The following is a 17,446-nucleotide window of genomic DNA, read 5'->3' as shown; positions in this document are numbered from 1 at the left end:
CCAGCCAACATGCGATTCTCTGTCTACCAGGAAAGCAGGAAAGGCGGCCGCCGCATCAACCAGGACCGCATGGGCTATTGCTTCACGCGCGATGCACTGCTGATGGTGCTGGCCGACGGCCTGGGCGGCCATGCCCACGGCGAAGTCGCCGCGCAACAGGCGCTGCAGACGCTGGCGCGCCAGTTCCAGTTGCAGGCACGGCCCGCGGTGCGCAACCCGGCCGAATTCCTGCAGGACACCATCATGCTGGCGCACCGCGAAATCCACCGCCATGCCGAAGCCAACCAGATGGCCGACGTGCCCCGCACCACGGTGGTCTGCTGCCTGGTGCAGCACGGCCAGATCCACTGGGCCCATGCCGGCGATTCGCGCTATTACCTGCTGCGCAAGGGCCGGCTGCTGACGCGCACGCGCGACCACTCCAAGATCGAAAACCTGCTGCAGCAGGAACGCGTGCTGCCGATGGACGTGGCCAATCATCCGGAGCGCAACAAGCTCTACAACTGCCTGGGCTCGCCCAACCTGCCGCTGATCGACCTGGGCGGGCCGGTGCGGCTGGAACCGGGCGACGTCGCCCTGCTCTGCTCCGACGGCCTGTGGGGACCGCTGGACGAGCCAGCGATGGTCGACAAGCTGTCGCGGCTGTCGGTGGTGCAGGCGGTGCCGGCGCTGATCGACCAGGCGCTGCAGCAGGCCGGCGAGGGTGCCGACAACACCACCGGCATCGCCATGATGTGGGAGCTGGACACCAGCACCGCCGGCCAGGATGCGGTGATGACCGACACCCTGCCGCTCAATGCCTTCACCACCTCGATCCTGGAGCGCAACGGCACCGACAGCGACCTGCTGTCCGAGGAAGAGATCGAGCGCTCCATCGCCGAGATCCGCGCCGCCATCGACAAGACCAGCAACCTGATGCGGTGATGGCCCCGCGGGGTCCGGCCCGCGGCGGCGCGCCAGCGCGCACGGGCCGGCAGCGGTAGAATCGCGGTCTCTCTCCCTCTACCCCTTGCGGACAAACCATCTCATGCGACCCAGCGGCCGCGCAGCCGATGCGCTGCGTTCCATCAGCCTTACCCGCCACTACACCCGCCACGCCGAAGGCTCCGTGCTGTGCGCCTTTGGCGATACCAAGGTGCTGTGCACCGCCAGCGTGCTGGCCAAGGTGCCGCCGCACAAGAAGGGCAGCGGCGAAGGCTGGGTCACGGCCGAATACGGCATGCTGCCGCGCGCCACGCATACGCGTTCCGACCGCGAGGCCGCGCGCGGCAAGCAGACCGGCCGCACCCAGGAAATCCAGCGCCTGATCGGCCGCGCCATGCGCTCGGTGTTCGACCTGGCGGCGCTGGGCGAATACACGCTCCACCTCGACTGCGACGTGCTGCAGGCCGACGGCGGCACCCGCACCGCGGCCATCACCGGCGCCTTTGTCGCCGCCCACGACGCGGTCGCGACCATGCTGCGCGACGGCCTGATCGCCGCCAGCCCGATCCGCGACCATGTCGCGGCGGTCTCCGTCGGCATGGTCGACGGCGTGCCGGTGCTGGACCTGGACTACGCCGAGGACAGCAACTGCGACACCGACATGAACGTGGTCATGACCGGCAGCGGCGGCTTTGTCGAAGTGCAGGGCACCGCCGAAGGCGCGCCCTTCAGCCGCGCCGACCTCGACGCCATGACGCGTCTGGCCGAAGCCGGCATCGCCCGCCTGGTGCAGTACCAGCGCGAAGCGCTGGGCCTGGCCTGAGCCGCGGAGCCCGCCATGCGACGCCTGGTACTGGCCTCCAACAACCCCGGCAAGCTGCGCGAATTCGGCGCGCTGCTGGCCCCGCTCGGCTTTGACGTGGTGACGCAGGGCGAGCTCGGCATCCCCGAGGCCGAAGAGCCCTTCGCCACCTTTGTCGAGAACGCGCTGGCCAAGGCCCGCCATGCCAGCCGCCTCGCTGGCCTGCCCGCGCTGGCCGACGACTCCGGCATCTGCGTGCAGGCGCTCGACGGCGCGCCCGGCGTCTATTCCGCGCGCTATGCGCAGATGGCGGGACAGGCCAGGTCCGACACCGCCAACAACGCCTACCTGGTGTCGCAGCTGGCCGGCAAGCTGAACCGCCACGCGTACTACTACTGCGTGCTGGTGTTCGTGCGCCACGCCGAAGACCCGTGCCCGATCATCGCCGAGGGCGTGTGGCATGGCGAGGTCGTCGACGCGCCGCGCGGCGCGGGCGGCTTCGGCTATGACCCGCACTTCCTGCTGCCGGCGCTGGGCAAGACCGCCGCCGAGCTGCCGCCCGAAGAGAAGAACCGCGTCAGCCACCGGGCCCAGGCGCTGCGCGCCCTGGTGGCCCGGCTGCAGGCCGAGGCCGCGGAGCGTCCCCTGCGATGATCCCGATCGTACCGGCCTCCGCGTCCGTGCCCGTGGACAGCAAGCAGCTCTGGCTCAAGCCGGGGCAGATCAGCCTGCCCGGTTCGCCGCCGCTGTCGCTGTACGTGCATGTGCCGTGGTGCGTGCGCAAATGCCCTTACTGCGATTTCAACTCGCACGCCGCGCCCGGCGCCGACAACCACGAGATCCCCGAAGACCTCTACCTGGACGCGCTGCGCGCCGACCTGGAGCAATCGCTACCGCTGGTATGGGGCCGCCCCGTGCATACCGTCTTTATCGGCGGCGGCACGCCCAGCCTGCTGTCGGCGGCTGGCATGGACCGGCTGCTGTCGGATATCCGCGCCCTGCTGCCGCTCGACGCCGATGCCGAGATCACGATGGAGGCCAATCCCGGCACCTTTGAAGCCGAGAAATTCGCCAGCTACCGCGCCAGCGGCATCAACCGGCTATCCATCGGCATCCAGAGCTTCAACGACCGGCACCTGCAGGCCCTGGGACGCATCCACGGCGGCACCGAAGCGCGCCGCGCCATCGACATCGCCCAGGCCAGCTTCGACAACATCAACCTGGACCTGATGTACGCCCTGCCCGGCCAGACGCTGCAGGAATGCCAGGCCGACGTGGAAACCGCGCTGGGCTACGGCACCACCCATCTGTCGCTGTACCACCTGACGCTGGAGCCGAACACGCTGTTCGCGAAGTTCCCGCCGGCGCTGCCGGACGACGACACGGCGTACGAGATGCAGGACTGGATCGAAGCGCGCACCGCAGCGGCGGGCTACCGGCACTATGAGACCTCGGCGTATGCCAGGCCCCATCGCGAGGCGCGCCACAACCTGAACTACTGGCGCTTCGGCGACTACCTCGGCATCGGCGCCGGCGCGCACGGCAAGCTGTCGTTTCCGCAGCGCGTGCTGCGCCAGATGCGGCACAAGCATCCGGCCACCTACATGGCGCAGGCCATGGCGGGCAACGCGGTACAGGAAGCGCGCGACGTCGGCGCCGACGAGCTGCCGTTCGAGTTCATGCTCAACGCGCTGCGCCTGACCGACGGGGTGCCGGCCTCGAGCTTCCAGGACTATACCGGGCTGCCGCTCCACACCATCAGCAAGCAGCTGGCCGAGGCCGAGAAAAAAGGCTTGCTGGAAGCGGACCTGACCACCATCCGCCCCACCGAACTGGGCCGGCGCTTCCTCAACGACCTGCAGGAGATGTTCCTGAAGGACTGAGCGGCCGCGGCGCCGGCAACGAAAAAAAAGGCCACGCAAGCGCGTGGCCTTTTGCATCTGGCAAACGTTCCGGGCCGCTTAGTACGGCGTAGCCATGTCGTTGGCCACGCGCGCGCGCATGCCGACCTGCAGGCTGCCGACGTTGGACTGCGTTACCGTGGCGAGGCGGCCGTCATCGAGCCGCACGTTCACGCGATAGACCGTCTGCGTATTGCTGCCCGCGCGCTTCTCGATCTGGTTGCCGGCCACGGCACCGACCACGGCACCGCCGATGGTCGCCGCGGTCTGGCCGCGCCCGCCGCCGATCTGGTGGCCCAGCAGGCCGCCCGCGGCGCCGCCGATCACGGTGCCCAGCAGGCCCGAGCTGCCCTGCGTGGTGGTGACCGGTTCGATCGACTCGACACGGCCATAGTAGACGGCGCCCGACGGTGCCTGCGAAGTGTGCGGGGTCTGGTAACCCGGCGGCGGCGCGTTGTAGCCGGTGTTGTAGCCCTGGTCGTAGCCGCTGTTGTACGGCGCCGCACAACCGGCCAGTGCAGCCGCCGCGGCCACCGGAACGATCAGCCATGTCTTGCTAGGGGTTCGTATTTTGCGCATTTTGAGTTCTCCTCTGTTGCCAGGCGAATGCCGGGGATGCGGCACACACCGCAGTGCCCGGTACGACCATATGAGCGATGGCGCGATATGAAGGTTCCGCCGTGTCAGACAGCGCCCGACAGCGATGCGCAAGATGTGGCCGGAAATTTGCGGGCTGCGCCCATGCCGCGAGGCAAGTCCCCATCAGGACGCGCGGGCCTTGTATAATGCGCGGCCAGACCGTTGCGTCTGCATGCGGCACTGCGCCGGAGGCCCCGCCCTTCGCGCTACAATGCCCGCACTTTTACGGAAGCGTGGCCGAGTGGTTTAAGGCAGCAGTCTTGAAAACTGCCGATGGGGTGACCCATCCGTGAGTTCGAATCTCACCGCTTCCGCCATTTCTCATTCCACCGCGTTCCGATACCCTCCAGCGAATCACCCGGAAACCCAATAGGGGCGCGATTTTGGGGGTATTTTTCTTCTTGCCGCCTCCACACCGCTCCGACACAATCCGACCATTGAATAGGGGTGAAAACGGGGGTAGGAAGTGGCAACACGGCAACTGCATCGGCTCACGGCGCTGAAGATCGGCAAGCTGGATGTACCGGGGCATTACCCGGACGGCGGCAACCTCTATTTCCAGATCTCTGAGTCTGGCTCGCGCTCCTGGATCTTTAAGTTCACGCTGCGCGGCCGGTCGCGCGAAATGGGACTGGGCCCCCTGGCTTCCGTCTCGCTGGCTGCAGCGCGCGCAGAAGCCGCAAAATGCCGAGACCTTCTTCGAGATGGAGTCGATCCCATTGAGGCGCGGAAGTGCAAGCAGCGGCAACGCATGCTCGAATTGTCCGGACCGCGCCTATTCAAGGCTGCAGCGGCCGACTACATCGCCAAGCATCGTGCCGGGTGGAAGAACGAGAAGCACGCCCAGCAATGGACAAACACGATCGCCACCTACGCAGCCCCAATCCTTGGTGATCAAGACGTGCGCGACATCGACACGGCTATGATCGTGCAGGTGCTGCAGCCGATCTGGATCAAGAAGCGCGAAACAGCGTTCCGACTGCGTGGGCGCCTCGAATGCATACTCGATGCCGAAAAGGCGCTTGGACACCGCGAGGGCGAGAATCCGGCACGCTGGCGGGGCCACCTCGACAAGCTGCTCCCCAAACAGAATCGGCGCAAAAAGATCAAGCATCACCCAGCGCTACCGTGGCAGGAAATCCCCAGCTTTATGAAGGAACTACGCGAGCAGCGCGGGACTGCCGCTCGCATGCTCGAGCACCTGATCCTGACGGTTGTGCGCACGCAGGAGGTCCAATTTGCGAGACCCGAGGAATTCGACATGCGTTATCGCGTCTGGACTGTACCGGGCGAACGCATGAAGATGGAATTGCCCCTACGTGTGCCAATGACCGATCGCCTCGTCGAGCTGGTTGAGGCAGCATTGCCTGGCGCGCGAGACGGCTGGCTCTATCCGGGCCGGAAGAAGGGGAAGCCGCTCTCTAACATGGCCATGCTTAAGCTGCTTGAGCGAATGGGCTACGGACATGTCACCGTGCACGGCTTCCGCTCGACCTTCCGGGATTGGGTGGCCGACTGCACAGAATATGCGGACTCGCTTGCAGAAATGGCGCTGGCCCACGCAATCCAGAACGAAAGCGAAGCGGCCTACCGTCGGGGCGACATGCTTGAGCGCCGGCGCAAAATGATGAGGGACTGGGCGCACTACTGCTCCGGCCAAGCAGCAGCTGTTATCCCGCTGGGCACCATGCCGCCTCTGTGGGCAACTGATGGGAGTTGCTGAGCAGCGCCCCAGTGAAATATCTTGACGACGGCACAGGATACAGATGTGGTTGGGCCTTTCCCGATTCTCAAAACTGATCAACCGATAGGGCTACCGGCACCGTCGAGCGAGCACAACCTTCGGAGTTTTGGTGACAAATTAAGACGCTTTATAAATCAACGCCTTGCGCAAGTCGCAAACTGCAAAACCAAGGTCGAACAAAGTCACCAAAGGCCGATCCAGCCCACCATAGGTGCAATTTAGGTGCAGTCGAATAACCGCCTCACAGACGACCACTTCGGCCGGTAAGGCGGTCATCGTTCGCTTTGCCAACAGCGCGCCCGCCCCAAAAAAAACCCTCGGGGGACCGAGGGTTCAACGGGATGTGAGCATCATGAGTTGCGCACGCCAAGAGTATATATATGCTCTTAACTTTATACCACAATTGGGTGAGAACCTTTGGATGAAAGGAGCCCCGTAACGGCCGCATTGCGGGGGACAGAGAGTTTGCTACTCGCCTGCATCCCTGAAGCGTCGGGTGAGTTCGTGCAATCGCTTGTCATCCTCAGGCTTCCTTCGTCCTGCGGTCAGCTTTGACCAGCCGAGATACAGCCCATATGCAACCCACTCGTCCCGACGTCCCATCCCGATGTCCTTGTCCGATTTCTCGAGGAGGAAACGGATAGAGTCCTCCGTCACAGCCGTAACCTCTTCATAGGACCAGGTGGGCGTTTCGGACAAAGTGTTTGATTCCGACATTAAAGACTCCTTCAGGAAAACGGCGGATGCCCCTACGCGGGGAGGATCTAAGCCGCCAAATGAAAAGGCCCTGGCTGCATAGGCCAGGGCCCAGTACGGCTACCGCAGTCACTGCCCCTCGAATCTGATGCAAATAGTAGGAAGCACGCTCCCAGAATGCCGCCCCGCCTTTGTAGGGTAGAGGAAGGGCGGTCTGTTGATGTAGATCTCCGCCAACAGCAGGAGTGCAAGTCCTTTTCAACGTCGTATCATGTTCCGATGTCCTGCGAACCACGCCGCTGGAACAGCGCTCCCTGAACAGTCTAGACGTTCGCGTATGAGCCTTGATCGCCAGCGGGCAGACGTAGACGATCTTGCCTGGCATGGCTGTCTCCTGTCTGTTGATGCGGCTAGTCTCCGCCCGCCGAGCGGCTGTCGCTATCCGGCGCAGTCCGACAAAGGAAAAACCTAGGGCCGGGCGGCGAGCGCGTCAAGTTGGCGTAGCGATCGCTGCCCTGCTAAGCCACTCAATCTCCCTCGAATACTTCGCTTCTCTTGGCTGGGGGAAAAGCACCGTCCCACGGATCGTCGCTATACAAGATGGCGTAATCAGTGGGGAACAGTTCCTTGAATGGTTCCGGGTATTGAAAGGCGGGCACGGGGTACAGCTCGCCGTTTCCGTTCACCCGAAAAACCTCAATGAGCCGAGGGGGCCCGGCAAGCTCCTGGCCAAAGACGTAGTAGTACGTGTTCGCGTTCCAGTTCAGTGATCGAGCCTTGTACGGCCCTATGATGCCAGGCGGCACACTGAGACTGAGGCATGCGTTACGCGCTTCACGAAGGTATTGCGACTTCGTAAGCCGTTCTGTCCGGAGCGGATGAGGAGCGGGAACCCGGCGTGGTGAATTCATAACATCGCTACTTCCAAAGGGCGCTGAGGGAATTATGACCTGAATGGGTGGTGTCGGCGCCGTGGCACGTGGAAGATGATGTCACAGCACGCCTTCGCGCCGAGCACCACCCGGCACCGTTCTGTTCATCATGCCGTCGTATACCAGAAAGCATGCCGCAAACTGGGCTACACGGTGCGCTGCAGCCACGCAATCTCCCACAACAGCGCCCGAACCTCGGGGGTCCGGTTGCGCTGGTACATGGCGCGCATCTATGTCGGGGTCAACCGCGGCGGAAGTGGTGCCCAGCCATGCGCCGCGGCCGCGAGTCTGCCTGGTCGCTTTCGGCCAAGTCTTGCGCCCAAGAATGCTGCTGTGAGCTTCGGGATCTCTTTCGTCCGTCATGGAGCGATACTGTATAAAAACACAGTATATCTAGAGGGCGGGGCTAAAATTCGTGAGGGGTCGGGAAAAAGGTAACCTCGGTAACCTCAGCGCGAAAACAGCCCGCAAAGCCTTGTGGGATAAGGCGTTCCGGGGTTCAGCCAAAAGGTAACATTGGGGTAACTTTAGGGTAACCAGATTACCCTTTCCAAAGGTAACCTCGATGGAGACCGATTTCCAATGAAATCAATGACTTATCGGGAGGTTACCTTTATGGTTACCTCAGATTACCTTTCCGAGGTAACCATCTTCCCCCTTAAAAATCAAAGATTTAGCTTCGGTTTTCGGGATTGGTTACCGAGGTTACCTTTTTCCCTACCCCCGCCTGGTTCTGAACTTGCCGATCGCGCGCCGGGCCCGGTGAAAGGCTAGGCGGACGGAGGCGTCAGGAAAGTCCCCGATGGCGGCTCACTGGAATGGCCAAATGCATAAATCCGCATAAGTCGGTGCAGGGGCCCTTCCGCCAAGGATGCCAGCACAGGCGCGGGGCTAGGCTTTATGCACCCGCATAAAAACCACCCGATGAAGCGGGCGGGTGAGGCGGGGTCTCCACCGCGCGCCGTGGGCTAAGGCACGGCCGGGGTGGCATCCCGCGCGCCTCGGGTTGGCATGCCAGGCTGGCTCTGAGCCACCAAGGCATTGCGCGATGCGTTCTATGTACGTTGCGGCGTGTGTCTGTGCCTAGTCGGGGGCGGGCGAGGTAGCGCCTTCACGCCGCTGGCAATTTCCCCTCGGCTCTCTTATGCTTAACCAACAGAGGTTGACTAAATCAACCTGCAGTGGTTAAATAGCATCCAGAAACAAGGGGATTCCCATGCTGACTAGCTTCGGCCGCTTCCTTCGGGAATTGCGGCACCAACACACAGAACTCATGAAGGACATGGCCGACAAGCTGGGCGTGTCCGCTGCGTTCCTGTCGGCAGTTGAAACCGGCAAGAAAAGCATCCCACCGACCTGGACAAAATCTCTCACCGACGCCTATAAGCTGCCGCCGGCAGCTGTGAGCCAAATGCAGTCCGCGATTGATGCCTCTGCACGTAGTGTCACGATCGACCTGGCAAATCAGAGCGAGGAACGACGGAGCGCGGCAGTTGCTCTGGCGCGGCAGTTCGGAGACCTCTCAGATGATCAACTTGCTAGCCTTAAGCAGGCGATGCTGTTGCTCAAGCGGCGAGGAGACGGCAAATAATGCACAGTTTCAAAGCAACGCCGCTAAGCAGGGGTGATATCCGGGAGGCTGCCTATGAGCTTAGGAAGGAGCTGGGCTTAGCTCACAGGCTTTGGTTCCCGGTCCTCGAGTTCGTGGAGCATGCATTGCCACAACTGGACAAGAACTACACCTTCGAGGTGGTCGAGTTCGAGGAGCTGGGATCTTCCCACGGCCTGACCACTAGAGATGGAGACGATGTAGCGATCAAGATCCGGGAGGATATCTACTACCGGGCCTATGAGGATGAGGGCCGAGATCGCGGAACCGTTGCGCATGAAGCAGGCCACTACCTCATGCATGCGCGGTCCCCGGCGCTACATCGCCATTTCGGTGGGGAGTTGAAGTCCTACGAGGATCCCGAGTGGCAGGCCAAGTGCTTTCAGGGTGAATTGCTTGTGCCGAAGCACCTCGTGAACGGCATGAGCGCAATTGATGTAGCGCGCCAGTGTGGCGTTTCTTTGGACGCTGCCGTGTATCAGCTTGGACTGTACGCGAAGGGGAAATAAAAAAGCGCTCTTGTGAGTTGCAGCTCGCAAGGCGCTTCTGGGAAAAGAAAGTCGAACAAGAGCCTCCGACCTTCTCTTAGAGCATATGATTGTGTGCGACCGGTATTCTATGCAGGGATATCGGATCAATCAAGGCCTAAGTTCCACCTCGAGGCGAGATCACTACGGAGGGTTACGTCATGTTCATTCTGAACCAGCGTCCCAAAGTCGTACGTGTGTGCGCATACACGAGGGTTCGGTTCGGCCGTCCTGAGTTTGTGTGTTCCCACCTGCGCAGCGCTCCGCACTAAGCGATAAGCAAATCAATTGCAGCTATGCCGCTCCCGGTAGGCGTTGCCGACCGGGGCGGGAACACTCGAACTTAGGAGTCTCAAAATGCCAAAGAAGGATATCCACGTTGTCCCCCATAAGGACGGCTGGGCCACGCGCCGTGAAGGCGCAACACGCGTTGGCGTAGTCGCGCCGACCAAAGCAGATGCGCTTAGCATCGGGCGCGATCAGGCGCGGCGCGACAAGGTTGAGCTTGTCGTGCATGGTCGGAATGGGCGCATTCAAGATAGCGATAGCTATGGCAATGACCCTTTCCCTCCGCGGGATAAGAAGCGGTGAGGTGCGACATGAAATTCAGACCGTTTTTCAGCTTCGTCGCTTTCGCCGCAGTCTTTGCAGTGCTGATATTCGACAATCGGCAGGTCATCGCAATTGCGGCGGGAATCGCTACAGCAGCCGCATTTGGCGCATGCGTAATGGCCATTCAGACACAGGTGGCGGCTGGAGTGAAGCACATAGACTGGGGTGACATCGTGCCTCCGTTCCTCCTCATGTGGATTGGCTTACATCACCTGGCTAAGGTGCTTGGCTGAACCCGCTCGCCCCGGCCTCCATCCATCAAGGCCGGGGCCATCTCAACGCTTTGTGGATCAACATATGCCCTATCTCGCCCGGTATGCCTTTGCAGCAATGGCTGCAGTGATTTGCGTACCCGCAGCACAGGCTCAAGTTACGAGCCTTCCGATCTCGAGCCTCGAACTCATCAGAGCGCCTTCTGGGCTCGCCATGGTGAAGGGCATCATGACCAACAACTCAAGGCGCACGACCGGCCTGATTTCGGTCACGTTTGCTCTTTATGACGCCGCTGGTACACAACTTGGAATTGCCATGGCCAACACCACTGCGTTGGAACCAGGACAGTCATGGCAAATACAGGCGCTGTCGCCGTACAGCGAAGTGGCGACGGCCAAAGTCGTAGATGTAAAGGCCTTCTGATTTGCCCCTTCCATTGATCGTCGGACGATAAGTAGCGCCCTTCGATCAACGGCCAGAGGCCAATTCATAAGGCTCGAAGCGCACGATCTCCTGCCCTAGCCAGTCATTCACTTCCACCAGTCGGTCCTGCAGCGGCTTGACCTCGTTGCGGGCAAAGACCATGGCGGCCTTCTCAGCGTCACCGAAGCCGCCGGTGTTGTTAGGAATAATCCCCATCAACTGGGGCGGCACGCGGTGCGCGGCCAGTTGGTCGTCGCGCGTCACGTTTTTGATGTTCCAGAACTCGTCCTTGGCAGCCACCTCGGAGACCGGCAGCAGTTGAATGCCGTCCTTCTTTCCTCCTGGCGCGTACATGAACAGATTACGGAAATTGCCCGGCCCTTTGGACTCCTTGAGCGCCTTGCGCAGGACATCCACGTCTTCCTGCTTCTGCGCGGCATCGGTCATGTACAGGATGAAGCCGGCGTGGCTGCCGTTCTTGTAGTAGCGCCGGCGGAACAGCGTGGCCGATTCATTGAGCCAGGTAGCGTTGAGCGCCGAAAGGTATTCGGGCAGCCCGTACACCTCCTGGTTAATGTCCGGCTCCAGCAGGTGAAAGATGCTGCCCCGCTTGAAGGTGTGCGTGTCCTGCCAGTTCTGCACGAAGTGGTAGGTCTCCAGATCCACGCCCCGGCGAACATACTTGGCCATCGCCGGTTCCAGCGCGATGGGCTTGCCCAGCACGTTGTCCCGCCGCTCCAGATACCCGTTGCCGAACACCAGAAAATCCTGCACCCACCGCGCGAAGGCCGAACGCGACAGCAGCTTGTGGGGAATGAACGTGGAGACCAGGATGTTGCGCTTCACATAGATCGGCGAGCTGTTATGGACGGCCGCGCGGAAGCTGCGCGCCAAGCCATCCCACGGCAGCGGCGGCTCATACCAGTCGCCGACGCGCAAGCACTCCACGTAGTCGAGCAGCTCTCGGCGGTCCAGGACCGCCACCGGATCGCCGAAGCTGAAGGCCTCCACAGAGGCATCGCGCGCCGGTTCGGCCGGCACAGGTGCGGCGCCGTTGGCCGCGCCGCGGTATTTCTTGCGGGTCATGAGAACTCCAGAATGCTGGTGTTGGTGGTGGTCACGCCCTCAATCGGCTCATGGGCCAGCGCGTGCATGCACGCCCATGCCAGATCGGCGTGGCTCGTTTCTTCGGAGCGGCCAGCCTGGTAGGTGACACGGCCGCCGGCGGCCGTGGTGGTCTTGCGGATCGACATGAACGACGCGGCGAAGTCAGTCCAACCGGCATCGAACTCCAGGCGTCCCTTGCTGATGACGTCGGTAGCTTTGAGCACCAGCCCGGTCTTCACGTCGACCGAATAAGTGAAGCCCTGCGCCTCGGGGCGTGTCTTCAGCACGACCTTATAGACGGCATCGCCGACGCCGGTGCGGTCGATGCCAATGTAGGTCACGTTGTAGCGCTCGCACACCTTGAGGACGGCCGCGGCTTGCTCCTCGTAGTCGATGCCGCGGAACTGGTGTTTCTCGAGAACGCGGAACTTGCCGCCCGGCACCAGCGGCGGCGCAACCACCACCAGCGCGGCGCTGTCACCGCCGCCACCGTTGGGGTCGTAGCCCACCCACACTTCACGGTTGCCCAGCGGGCGCGGCGACCAGTGGCGGAAGTCCTCCCAGACTTCCCAGCTGTCTACCATGCAGCGCATCAGCATCGACAATGGGAAGACGGATGCCGTGTCGTCAATGAAGCCGCACATCAGCAGGTTCTCGAAGTCGGCGTCGCTGTACTCGCGGCGCAGCTGCTCCAGGTCGAACAGGTTGCAGCCGCCGCGCACCGCATCCTCGACGGTCACCACCTGGCGCCACTGCCCGTCCGCGCAGCGCCGGCCTGCCTGCAGATGCGCGTGGCTGACGTCCACCTGCACATGCTGGTCTTTCCTGCGGCCGCGGTTGAACAAGGCGCCCGACCAGAAGGGATACGCCTCATGCGCCAGGCTCGATGGCGTCGAGAAATATGTCTGCCGCCACTTCGCGTGGATCGCCATGCCGGAGGCCACCTTGCGCAGCTCCTGGAAGCGCTGGATCCAGAAGTATTCGTCAAGGTACAGATTGCCGTGATAGCTCTGGGCCGTGCGCGCGTTGGTGCCGAGGAAATACAGCGTCGCGCCGTTGGGCAGCACCAGCGGATCCCCCTTCAACTCCACGCCTGCGGCGTCCTTGGCAAACTGGATGATGTAGTGCTTGAAGACGTGGGCCTGCGCCTTGCTGGCCGACAGGAAAATCTGGTTGCGGCCCCTGGTCAGCGCATCGATAAAGGCTTCGCGGGCGAAGTACCACGTAGCACCGATCTGCCGGCTCTTCAGGATGTTGCGGATGCGCTCGACCAGGCCGGCCTCGTACCAGACGCGCTGATAGTCGAACATCGAATCCATGAAGGCGTCGACCAGCTGGCCCTGCTCCTCGTCGCTGATCGCATTGCGCTCCGGCTTCTTGCGCGGGCCCTTGTTTCGGTTGGCCACCTTCGGGTTGAGATCGGCCTCGTTTCCGCTGTCCTCATACCTCCGCACGCGAGCCAGGCGCTCGATCTGCCGCCCGAGCAGGTCGATCTCTTTGTAATCCTTCCCTTCCTTCTTCTCCTTGGCCACCAGCAGCGCCATGCGCGCCTCGATGCTGGTCCCGATGCGCTCCACGGCATCCGCCTTGTCCCACGCGTCGCGGCGCTTCCAGCTGTGTACGGTCACCGGCTTCACGCGAAGCATTTCCGCAATGCGCGCGACACGATAGCCCTGCCAGTAGAGCGCGCGCGCGATGCGCCGCGGCTCCATTTCTGGATCGAACGAATGGATGGAAAGAGGCGGAAGCGTAGTCATGCCGCAACGCTACCGGTCGCGCGCGCGCGTGCCACGTGAGCGGTGTTGTAGCGCTCTGTCGCACAACGCGATTGCGTTGCCCGTGCGTGGCAGCCCGCCCAACATGGCAGAACGACGTAACCACACCTAACCACGACCGAAGAGGAACCCATGGCCGGCAAGAACCCGAAGTTTTTCCGCATTGCCACCGAAGGCGCGACAAGCGACGGCCGCGTGATCGACCGCGAGATGCTGGTGCAGATGGCGGCGAGCTATGACCCGGACACCTACGGGGCGCGCATCAACCTGGAGCACATCCGCGGCATCGTGCCCGATGGCCCGTTCAAGGCGTACGGTGACGTGCTGGCGCTCAAGACCGAGGAGGAAGGCGGCAAGATGCGCCTCTACGCGCAGCTGGACCCCACAGCCGAGCTGATCGCCTTCAACAAGGCGCGGCAGAAGGTGTTCTGCTCCATGGAAGTGAACCCGGATTTCGCGGACACCGGCGAAGCCTATCTGGTTGGCCTGGCCGTCACCGACAACCCGGCCAGCCTGGGCTGCGAAATGCTGCAGTTCAGCGCCAAGGCGAAGACCAACCCGCTGGCCGAGCGCAAGCAGGATCCGAACAATCTGTTCTCCGAGGCCGTGCCGGTCGAGCTCGACTTCCCCAGCGATACGCCCGCCACCGCGCCCGCGGCCGGCTTTGCTGCCAGCATCAAGAAGCTCTTCGCCCGCCAAGACAAGTCGGACGCCGGGAACGACGCGCGTCACGCCGACATGCAGGAAGCCGTGCAAACCATTGCCAAGGAAGTGCAGAGCCTGGGCGAAACCTTCAGCAAGGCGATCAATGGCGTCACCGAGCGCCTGGACGCCCTGCAGGCCGATCAAGCCAAGGACAAGGAAGCGTTCAGCACGCTCAAGGGCGCGCTGGAGAAGAAGGAAGACTTCAGCCGCCGCCCGCCTGCCACCGGCGGCGACGGCAGCGTCATCGAAACCGACTGCTGAGCCGGCCCCCGGACAGCGACACAACAACCCACCGGAGCCAACTCAATGCGCAACGACACCCGCCGCAAGTACGCGGCATACGAAGCCAAAATCGCCGAGATCAACGGCGTCGAGCGCGTGGACCGCAAGTTCAGCGTGCAGCCCAGCGTCCAGCAGAAGCTGGAAACCAAGGTGCAGGAATCCAGCGAGTTCCTGAGCAAGATCAACGTTTACGGCGTGACCGAGCAGGAAGGCGAGAAGATCGGCCTCGGCGTGTCGGGTCCGGTGGCCAGCACCACCGACACCGCGGCGCAGGACCGGCAGACCCGCGACATTGCGACGCTGGACGACCGCAACTACCGCTGCGAGCAGACCAACTCGGACACCCACATCACCTACCGCATGCTGGATGCCTGGGCCAAGTTCCCCGACTTCCAGACCCGTATCCGCGACGCCATCCTGCGTCGCCAGGCGCTGGATCGCATCATGATCGGCTTCAACGGCGTGAGCCGCGCCGCCACCTCCGACCGTGTCACCAACCCGATGCTGCAGGACGTCAACAAGGGCTGGCTGCAGCACCTGCGCGAGGAAGCACCGGAGCGCGTGATGAAGGATGGCAAGGCGGTGGGCAAGATCATCGTCGGCGGTCCCGACACCGATGCCGCGCGCGACTATGCCAGCCTCGACGCCCTGGTGTTCGACATGTGCAGTCACCTGGTGGCGCCGTGGTATGCCGAAGATCCCGATCTGGTGGTGGTGTGCGGCCGCCAGTTGCTGGCCGACAAGTATTTCCCGCTGCTGAACAAAGACCGCGACCCGACGCAGAAGCTGGCGACTGACATCATCATGAGCCAGAAGCGTATCGGCAACCTGCCGGCTGTGCGGGTGCCCTACTTCCCGCCGGCTGCCCTGCTGGTCACGCGCCTGGACAACCTGTCGATCTACTACCAGGAAGGCTCGCGCCGGCGCACGATCGTCGACAACGCCAAGCGCGACCGCATCGAGAACTACGAGTCCAGCAACGACGCGTACGTGATCGAGGATCTCGCCTGCGCCGCCATGGCCGAGAACATCGAGGTGGCCGCCGAATGACGAGCCCCGCCCGCAATCATTTCCTGCGCGTGAGCGCGCAGCGGGCGGCAGCCGCCGCCGAGGCCGACAACCCGCTGCACCATGCCTCGGGCCATGAGCTGATGCTGGCGCAGTTGGCGGAGCACAAGCGCCAGCTCAAGCAGATCCAGTCGATCGAGCGCAAGGCCGATGCCAAGCGCGCCATGCTGCCCGCCTATGCGGCCTGGGTGCAGGGTGTGCTGGACGCCGACACCGGCGTGCAGGACGAGGTCTTCATGCACGTGATGGTCTGGCACATCGACGTGGGCGACTTCGCCGGCGCCCTGCCGCTGGCCAGCTACGCCATCCGCCACGGCCTGGTGATGCCTGACCAGTACCAGCGCACCACGGCGTGTCTGATCGCCGAGGAGTATTCGGCCATGACGATCAAGGCCGTGGAAGCCAGACAGCCGGTCGACGTCGACGCCCTAGGCGAGGTCGGCATGCTGGTCCACGACCAGGACATGCCCGACGAAGTGCGCGCCAAGCTGCACAAGGCGGTCGGCTACGCCCATGCCGCACTGGTCGACACCACGCCGGCCGAGCGCCAGCAGGAGCGCCGCGAGTTCGCGCTGCGCAACCTGCGCCGTGCACTGGAGCTGCACGACAAGGTCGGCGTCAAGAAGGATATCGAGCGCCTCGAGCGCGAGATCAAGAACGCAGCAGCAGCCGGCGCCAAGGAGGGCGACGGCCGCAGCTGACACCGAGCGTGACCCCGCGCATCAGGCGGCACGGGGCATCCCATGGACGCGCCGGCTACATGCCGGCCAACCCTGACGATTGCCCCGTCCACCGCCTCCACGACCAGCGACCCCATGTCATCTTTCATCGCCACCGCTGTGGCAACCCCCGGCCAAAACCTGATTGCCAACGATGGCTTCTTCCCGGCCATCGACGTCGACCAGGCATCAGCCGCCATGCGTCAGGACGGCACCGTAACACCGGACCGACTGCGCGCGGCACTGATCGAGGCGGCGTTGTCGGTCAACGCGGAATTGGATAGCTGGAAGGCAGCCCAGCAGGCCGCGGGCCATGCCACGCTGGACGCCGTACCGGCAGCGCGAATCGACGGCAAGTCCGCCAATCTGCACCGCTACCTGCGCGCGCTGTATTGCCAGGCGCGCGCGGGCCTGATCGAGCGATACCGCGACTACGACGCCACGGCGGCCGGAAACAAGACCGCCGAGGCGCTGCTGCAAGCGGTGGAAGACCTGCGGCGCGACGCGCGGTGGGCCATCAGCGACCTGCTGGGCATCACGCGCACCACCGTGGAGCTGATCTGATGCGCGTGCGAACCCTCCAGGGTGACACCGTCGACGCAGTCTGCCAACGCGTCTACGGCCGCACCGCCGGCGTTACCGAGGCCGTGCTTGAGGCCAATCCCGGCCTGGCCGATCTCGGTCCGGTCCTACCCCACGGCACGGTCATCGACCTGCCCGACACCTCTCCACAGCCTGCCGTCCAACGCGTGCAGCTGTGGGACTGAC

General features: G+C 63.2%; 18 protein-coding genes and 1 tRNA gene. 16 read left to right on the top strand and 3 right to left on the bottom strand.

What is annotated here, in order from left to right:
* Positions 1–9 precede the first annotated feature (9 nt).
* From RALTA_RS04480 to hemW, 4 genes are all read left to right on the top strand, one after another.
* Complete coding sequence (locus RALTA_RS04480; protein ID WP_012352248.1) at positions 10–924, top strand: PP2C family protein-serine/threonine phosphatase; 915 nt, start codon at positions 10–12, stop codon at positions 922–924.
* A 103-nt stretch (positions 925–1,027) separates the two neighbouring features.
* Positions 1,028–1,747 carry a ribonuclease PH gene (rph, locus tag RALTA_RS04475; RefSeq protein ID WP_012352247.1) on the top strand — a complete coding sequence of 240 codons (720 nt, stop codon included), beginning with the start codon at positions 1,028–1,030 and terminating at the stop codon, positions 1,745–1,747.
* A 15-nt stretch (positions 1,748–1,762) separates the two neighbouring features.
* Entirely contained in the window at positions 1,763–2,380 is a 618-nt protein-coding gene (gene rdgB, locus RALTA_RS04470) for an RdgB/HAM1 family non-canonical purine NTP pyrophosphatase (protein WP_012352246.1), read from the top strand.
* Positions 2,377–3,609: a radical SAM family heme chaperone HemW gene (hemW, locus tag RALTA_RS04465; protein WP_012352245.1), complete on the top strand. Its 1,233-nt coding sequence runs from the start codon at positions 2,377–2,379 to the stop codon at positions 3,607–3,609. The genes rdgB and hemW overlap by 4 nt, the downstream gene beginning before the upstream one ends.
* A 78-nt stretch (positions 3,610–3,687) precedes the next feature.
* Here hemW and RALTA_RS04460 read toward each other — a convergent pair whose 3' ends face one another.
* Positions 3,688–4,206 carry an outer membrane lipoprotein gene (locus tag RALTA_RS04460; protein WP_012352244.1) on the bottom strand — a complete coding sequence of 173 codons (519 nt, stop codon included), beginning with the start codon at positions 4,204–4,206 and terminating at the stop codon, positions 3,688–3,690.
* A gap of 287 nt (positions 4,207–4,493) precedes the next feature.
* Between RALTA_RS04460 and RALTA_RS04455 the strand changes: the two genes are divergently transcribed.
* The 7 genes from RALTA_RS04455 (at position 4,494) to RALTA_RS30225 (ending at position 11,022) form a co-directional block, all read left to right on the top strand.
* Positions 4,494–4,583, top strand: a tRNA-Ser gene (locus RALTA_RS04455).
* Between the two features lie 149 nt (positions 4,584–4,732).
* Positions 4,733–5,989, top strand: coding sequence for a tyrosine-type recombinase/integrase (locus RALTA_RS04450; protein ID WP_012352243.1), 1,257 nt, complete (start codon positions 4,733–4,735; stop codon positions 5,987–5,989).
* Between the two features lie 2,865 nt (positions 5,990–8,854).
* Positions 8,855–9,229: a helix-turn-helix domain-containing protein gene (locus tag RALTA_RS04440; RefSeq protein ID WP_012352239.1), complete on the top strand. Its 375-nt coding sequence runs from the start codon at positions 8,855–8,857 to the stop codon at positions 9,227–9,229.
* Positions 9,229–9,756 carry an ImmA/IrrE family metallo-endopeptidase gene (locus RALTA_RS04435; protein WP_012352238.1) on the top strand — a complete coding sequence of 176 codons (528 nt, stop codon included), beginning with the start codon at positions 9,229–9,231 and terminating at the stop codon, positions 9,754–9,756. Before RALTA_RS04440 ends, RALTA_RS04435 begins: the two co-directional genes overlap by 1 nt.
* A 375-nt stretch (positions 9,757–10,131) precedes the next feature.
* Positions 10,132–10,365 carry a DUF2188 domain-containing protein gene (locus RALTA_RS29010; RefSeq protein ID WP_012352237.1) on the top strand — a complete coding sequence of 78 codons (234 nt, stop codon included), beginning with the start codon at positions 10,132–10,134 and terminating at the stop codon, positions 10,363–10,365.
* Positions 10,366–10,373: 8 nt separating this feature from the next.
* Positions 10,374–10,619 carry a hypothetical protein gene (locus RALTA_RS04430; RefSeq protein WP_157877119.1) on the top strand — a complete coding sequence of 82 codons (246 nt, stop codon included), beginning with the start codon at positions 10,374–10,376 and terminating at the stop codon, positions 10,617–10,619.
* A 64-nt stretch (positions 10,620–10,683) separates the two neighbouring features.
* The gene (locus tag RALTA_RS30225; protein ID WP_157877118.1) at positions 10,684–11,022 is read left to right on the top strand and encodes an FxLYD domain-containing protein; all 339 of its coding nucleotides are present in this window, start codon (positions 10,684–10,686) and stop codon (positions 11,020–11,022) included.
* A gap of 45 nt (positions 11,023–11,067) precedes the next feature.
* On the opposite strand, the gene RALTA_RS04425 is transcribed toward RALTA_RS30225, so the two are convergent.
* The gene (locus RALTA_RS04425) at positions 11,068–12,108 is read right to left on the bottom strand and encodes a phage portal protein (protein WP_012352234.1); all 1,041 of its coding nucleotides are present in this window, start codon (positions 12,106–12,108) and stop codon (positions 11,068–11,070) included.
* Positions 12,105–13,886, bottom strand: a complete 1,782-nt coding sequence (locus RALTA_RS04420; protein WP_012352233.1) for a terminase ATPase subunit family protein — start codon at positions 13,884–13,886, stop codon at positions 12,105–12,107. Before RALTA_RS04420 ends, RALTA_RS04425 begins: the two co-directional genes overlap by 4 nt.
* A 150-nt stretch (positions 13,887–14,036) precedes the next feature.
* Here RALTA_RS04420 and RALTA_RS04415 point away from each other — a divergent pair, with 150 nt between their 5' ends.
* From RALTA_RS04415 to RALTA_RS04395, 5 genes are all read left to right on the top strand, one after another.
* Positions 14,037–14,870, top strand: coding sequence for a GPO family capsid scaffolding protein (locus RALTA_RS04415; RefSeq protein WP_012352232.1), 834 nt, complete (start codon positions 14,037–14,039; stop codon positions 14,868–14,870).
* A gap of 45 nt (positions 14,871–14,915) precedes the next feature.
* Positions 14,916–15,941, top strand: a complete 1,026-nt coding sequence (locus RALTA_RS04410) for a phage major capsid protein, P2 family (RefSeq protein WP_012352231.1) — start codon at positions 14,916–14,918, stop codon at positions 15,939–15,941.
* Positions 15,938–16,660, top strand: coding sequence for a phage terminase small subunit (locus tag RALTA_RS04405; protein ID WP_012352230.1), 723 nt, complete (start codon positions 15,938–15,940; stop codon positions 16,658–16,660). Before RALTA_RS04410 ends, RALTA_RS04405 begins: the two co-directional genes overlap by 4 nt.
* A gap of 114 nt (positions 16,661–16,774) precedes the next feature.
* Complete coding sequence (locus tag RALTA_RS04400) at positions 16,775–17,242, top strand: head completion/stabilization protein (protein WP_041232084.1); 468 nt, start codon at positions 16,775–16,777, stop codon at positions 17,240–17,242.
* Positions 17,242–17,445 (top strand): tail protein X, encoded by a 204-nt coding sequence (locus RALTA_RS04395; protein WP_012352228.1) that lies wholly within the window; start codon positions 17,242–17,244, stop codon positions 17,443–17,445. Before RALTA_RS04400 ends, RALTA_RS04395 begins: the two co-directional genes overlap by 1 nt.
* Position 17,446: the final 1 nt, after the last annotated feature.

The organism is Cupriavidus taiwanensis LMG 19424 (genome assembly GCF_000069785.1).
Lineage (GTDB): Bacteria > Pseudomonadota > Gammaproteobacteria > Burkholderiales > Burkholderiaceae > Cupriavidus > Cupriavidus taiwanensis.
Note: the sequence above shows the minus strand (reverse complement) of the source record. Positions and strands in the feature narration are given on the sequence as shown.

Excerpts from the sequence above, each read along its gene's own strand:
- RALTA_RS04460 (WP_012352244.1), bottom strand. The coding sequence starts at position 4,206 with ATGCGCAAAATACGAACCCCTAGCAAGACATGGCTGATCGTTCCGGTG.
- RALTA_RS30225 (WP_157877118.1), top strand. The coding sequence starts at position 10,684 with ATGCCCTATCTCGCCCGGTATGCCTTTGCAGCAATGGCTGCAGTGATT.
- RALTA_RS04425 (WP_012352234.1), bottom strand. The coding sequence starts at position 12,108 with ATGACCCGCAAGAAATACCGCGGCGCGGCCAACGGCGCCGCACCTGTG.
- RALTA_RS04410 (WP_012352231.1), top strand. The coding sequence starts at position 14,916 with ATGCGCAACGACACCCGCCGCAAGTACGCGGCATACGAAGCCAAAATC.
- RALTA_RS04435 (WP_012352238.1), top strand. The coding sequence starts at position 9,229 with ATGCACAGTTTCAAAGCAACGCCGCTAAGCAGGGGTGATATCCGGGAG.
- rdgB (WP_012352246.1), top strand. The coding sequence starts at position 1,763 with ATGCGACGCCTGGTACTGGCCTCCAACAACCCCGGCAAGCTGCGCGAA.
- hemW (WP_012352245.1), top strand. The coding sequence starts at position 2,377 with ATGATCCCGATCGTACCGGCCTCCGCGTCCGTGCCCGTGGACAGCAAG.
- RALTA_RS04430 (WP_157877119.1), top strand. The coding sequence starts at position 10,374 with ATGAAATTCAGACCGTTTTTCAGCTTCGTCGCTTTCGCCGCAGTCTTT.
- RALTA_RS04400 (WP_041232084.1), top strand. The coding sequence starts at position 16,775 with ATGTCATCTTTCATCGCCACCGCTGTGGCAACCCCCGGCCAAAACCTG.
- RALTA_RS04395 (WP_012352228.1), top strand. The coding sequence starts at position 17,242 with ATGCGCGTGCGAACCCTCCAGGGTGACACCGTCGACGCAGTCTGCCAA.
- RALTA_RS04405 (WP_012352230.1), top strand. The coding sequence starts at position 15,938 with ATGACGAGCCCCGCCCGCAATCATTTCCTGCGCGTGAGCGCGCAGCGG.
- RALTA_RS04420 (WP_012352233.1), bottom strand. The coding sequence starts at position 13,886 with ATGACTACGCTTCCGCCTCTTTCCATCCATTCGTTCGATCCAGAAATG.
- RALTA_RS29010 (WP_012352237.1), top strand. The coding sequence starts at position 10,132 with ATGCCAAAGAAGGATATCCACGTTGTCCCCCATAAGGACGGCTGGGCC.
- RALTA_RS04415 (WP_012352232.1), top strand. The coding sequence starts at position 14,037 with ATGGCCGGCAAGAACCCGAAGTTTTTCCGCATTGCCACCGAAGGCGCG.
- RALTA_RS04480 (WP_012352248.1), top strand. The coding sequence starts at position 10 with ATGCGATTCTCTGTCTACCAGGAAAGCAGGAAAGGCGGCCGCCGCATC.
- rph (WP_012352247.1), top strand. The coding sequence starts at position 1,028 with ATGCGACCCAGCGGCCGCGCAGCCGATGCGCTGCGTTCCATCAGCCTT.
- RALTA_RS04440 (WP_012352239.1), top strand. The coding sequence starts at position 8,855 with ATGCTGACTAGCTTCGGCCGCTTCCTTCGGGAATTGCGGCACCAACAC.